Genomic DNA, 3,738 nt, shown 5'->3' with positions numbered 1-3,738 from the left:
CTTTGCTTAACGAAATTATAGTATGCTAATTTATAGTAATTTTTATTAATCATAAATAATTTATCCATTATTCATTAACTTTAATTAATTTAAGCAAAATATAACATAAATTAAAAAATATGTCAATACTTTATTTAAAAAAATTTTTGTCTTAATTTCGCTTTTAAAATTATAAATATATGTTTCAAAGTCAATATCGGATGATAAAAAATCATTCTTTTGCTCGAAAAAATCATAACCTCTCTTATTCTTTCACGCATATCGTTTTTATAACAATGCGAAGGACAAGCGCTACAAAAAGTTTTCGTTTCCATAAATCTGCATTTGTCTATTCGATTTTTTGAATAATCGTATAATTCCATACATTTTGCGCAAATATTATTTTTATGTTTTAAGTTGCAAAATATTTTTATCATAAGAAAAACCAAATCTTTTTCTCTTTCTCTTTTCTTTTGTATTTTAGTCATATCGTTCATATTCGTATTATAATATATTTTAAAAATATTGGACATGCTTAAAACATGCCCAATAACCCCAAAACAATGATTTATTAAATTCGCTTATTAATTGTTAGTATATTCTAACATATTTAATAAAAAACGCAAGCCTTTATAAACATAAAATTTAATCTAAATTTTTTAATTCAAATTTATAATTAGCTCTTTTAAGAATTTCCAAGTTCTATCAACCGAAGAAATACTTAAATGCTCGGCTGGAGTGTGAACATCGTATAAATTCGGTCCAAGACTTATCATATCTACTTCGGGCAAAACTCTTTTCAATATTCCGCATTCCAAACCCGCGTGAATCGCCTCGATTTTAGCTTCTTTTCCCGCGACTTTTTTGTAAACCGACAAAGCTATATCTTTGATTTTTGAATTTTTATCGTATTCCCAAGCTGGATACCAATTTACTTTTTCAAATTTTGCGCCCGTTCTTTTTGAAGCTATTTCCACTATCGAAGCTATTTCTTCTGTGGAACTTTCCAGAGAGCTTCTTATTGAAATTGTGAAAGTTAATTTTCCGTTTTCTTCTTTCAATACTCCGTTATTTGCGCTCGTTTGAACGAGTCCGTTTATTTCTCTGCTCATATATAAAACGCCGTTTGGAGCAAGATTCATAAAATCGATTATATTGTCGCTTATTTCTTTTGTAATGCATTCGTTTACATTTTCGCATTTTTCAATTTTTATTTGCATTTGAGAATCTTCGGTTTTATATTCGTTTTTTATTTTTTGAGACAATTCTTCCAAAATATTTTTTATTTTATCAGCGTCTTTTGTAATAATTATCGCTTCGGAATTTTTTGCAATAGCGTTATGTTTCGCTCCTCCTTCGATAAAAGACAAACATATATCTTTTTTTACCGCATATAATAATCTTCCCAAAATTTTAATCGCGTTAGCTCTCTGCTTGTCAATTTCAATTCCAGAATGTCCGCCTTTAAGCCCAGATATTTCAATTTTTAAAGATTCAAAATTTTCTTTATTTTCTTTTACGCTATCTCTTTTTATTTCAAATTCAGTTAGAGTGTTTAATCCTCCCGCACAACTCACTAAAAAAATTCCCTCTTCTTCGCTGTCTATATTGATTAAACTCTTACCATTCAAATGTTCACCCGTAATCGCCAATGCTCCGTCCATTCCCGTCTCTTCGGAAGTTGTCGCCAAAAATTCTATCGGAGGATGAGGAATATTTTTTGAGTCGAGCAAGGCAAGTCCCATAGCTATCGCGATTCCATCGTCTCCTCCCAAAGTCGTTCCATTTGCTTTTAAAATATCTCCTTCGACTATCAACTCTATAGCGTCTTTCCTAAAATCATGTTTAGAGTCTTTAGTATTTTCGCAAACCATATCCATATGTCCTTGAATTATCACGGCGTTTTTATTTTCGTATTTAGAAGTCCCGCATTTTTTTATTATAACATTATTTGCCGAATCTCTATAAACTTCAAAATTTCTTTCTCTTGCAAATTCAACCAAAAAGTCGCTTATTTCTTTTTCATTTCCCGACTCTCTCGGAATTTTGCTTATCTCTTCAAACCACTTAAAAACTTCTTTCGATTCTATATTTTTTATATCCATAATAAATCCTTATATATTAATTATTTTAATTATTTACGCAAAAACATATTTATAAATTTTATTATCTTAATTGTAAATCGTATCTTATTTTAAAACTCACTTAAATTATAAATCTCAATTAAATAATCCAAAATCTCTTCGGGTTTTAATCTATTCAAACAATCAACGGTTTTGCATCCTCTCTTTATATATTCGCAATGAAAACTCTTAAAAAAATTGCAATATTTTTTCCGCTCTTCGATATTAAAAGCTTTCTCGCCTCTCGCTCCGTAAATCAAAGGCAAAGTGTCGCCGAATATTCCAATCGAATAAATATTAAATGCGTTGGCAATATGCAAAGGAGCGCTGTCTCCTCCTATTAACGCGTAAGAATTTTTTATAATAGCCATAAGCTCTCTTATAGAAAGTTTAGCCGTGAAGTCTTCCGTTATTATATCGCCGAGTTTCGCTTTCATTTTATTTGCAAAATCAATATCTTCTTTTGAAGCCGAACCAATAAGAATAATTGGAACTTGAATTTTTTTATAAAACATTTCAATCAACTTTGCAAAATTATCGGCGTTATATCGCTTGCTTATTCTTGTCGCTCCGCCATGAACTATCAAACAGTTTTTATAATTTTTCATTTTTTCGATTCCAAAATTATTTTCTTCTTCGGTTAAAAATAATTCCGTTTCTATTCCGTCCGTCTCTATATTCATAGGTTTTAAAATCGACAAAATCGTATCGACTATATGCCTCTTATGTTTTTTCCAAGAAGTTTTTTTATTTAATAATATTCCCCTTAATTCGCTACTCACTCCCGCTCTTATTGGGATTTTTGCCTTATACAAAATCGAAGCTCCGTAAAAAGCCGTTGTAGCCGTAAAACCGATATCGTAATTTTCTTTTTTTATATTTTTTAGTAAATTTTCTAAAGTATTTTCTTCTCTGATTATGATTTTATTTATATGCGGATTTTCTTTTAAAATATCTACTCCGCGTTTTCCGTTTAAAATATCAATTATGCAATCTTTATAATGTTTTTTTATCGCTCTTATTAACGGAGTTATAAATATTGTGTCTCCGATATAATTCATTCCGATTATTAATATTTTTTTCATTTACGCTTTCTTTTAACTATTTTAAATCTTCCGACTTTCCGCGTTAATCTTTCTTTTCGCTCGTCCAATTCTCTCTCTTCGTTATAAATTTTCATTACTTCAAAAAATAAAATAAACATTAAAGGACCTAAAATTATTCCCGATAAACCGAAAAATAAAACTCCTCCAAGTATTGCAAAGAAAATAAATAAAGGATGCAATTCTATTCTGTTTCCCAAAAGCAAAGGACGGACAAAATTATCGGGTATAGTTATAAAGAACCAAGAGACGATTAAAAATATTATCGCTTTAACTATCTCTCCTCTTATGATAAATAAAATTCCGAGCGGAACCCATATAATCGTAGTGCCTATTATCGGCATAAAAGAAGCTATTATGGTAAGAAAGCCGAAAGTAAAAGAATTGCTTACTCCAAAAATAGAATAAACTACAAACGCGCAAAATCCTTGAAATATTCCCGTAAATAAATTTCCAAATATTATTCCTTTGATTCCCTCAGAAACTTGTTTAAATAATCTGTCTATATATTTTTTATCGTCTCTTGGTTCTTT

General features: G+C 29.7%; 4 protein-coding genes. All 4 read right to left on the bottom strand.

All coding sequences use genetic code 11. From position 1 onward, the window contains the following. Positions 1-134: 134 nt before the first annotated feature. Positions 135-512 carry a nitrous oxide-stimulated promoter family protein gene (locus EZH24_RS08625; protein WP_236847137.1) on the bottom strand — a complete coding sequence of 126 codons (378 nt, stop codon included), beginning with the start codon at positions 510-512 and terminating at the stop codon, positions 135-137. Positions 513-638: 126 nt separating this feature from the next. After that, the gene (locus EZH24_RS08620) at positions 639-2,084 is read right to left on the bottom strand and encodes an aminoacyl-histidine dipeptidase (protein WP_137998761.1); all 1,446 of its coding nucleotides are present in this window, start codon (positions 2,082-2,084) and stop codon (positions 639-641) included. An 89-nt stretch (positions 2,085-2,173) separates the two neighbouring features. Next, positions 2,174-3,187, bottom strand: a complete 1,014-nt coding sequence (locus tag EZH24_RS08615; RefSeq protein WP_137998760.1) for a glycosyltransferase family 9 protein — start codon at positions 3,185-3,187, stop codon at positions 2,174-2,176. Beyond that, positions 3,184-3,738, bottom strand: a 555-nt coding sequence (locus EZH24_RS08610; protein ID WP_137998759.1) for an AI-2E family transporter, incomplete at its 5' end; no start/stop codon positions are given. The genes EZH24_RS08615 and EZH24_RS08610, both read right to left, overlap by 4 nt.

The sequence above is a fragment of the Brachyspira catarrhinii genome (assembly GCF_005518285.1).
Taxonomy (GTDB): Bacteria; Spirochaetota; Brachyspiria; order Brachyspirales; family Brachyspiraceae; genus Brachyspira; species Brachyspira catarrhinii.
The sequence above is the reverse complement of the archived record's forward strand: the minus strand, read 5'-3'. Positions and strand labels throughout refer to the sequence as shown.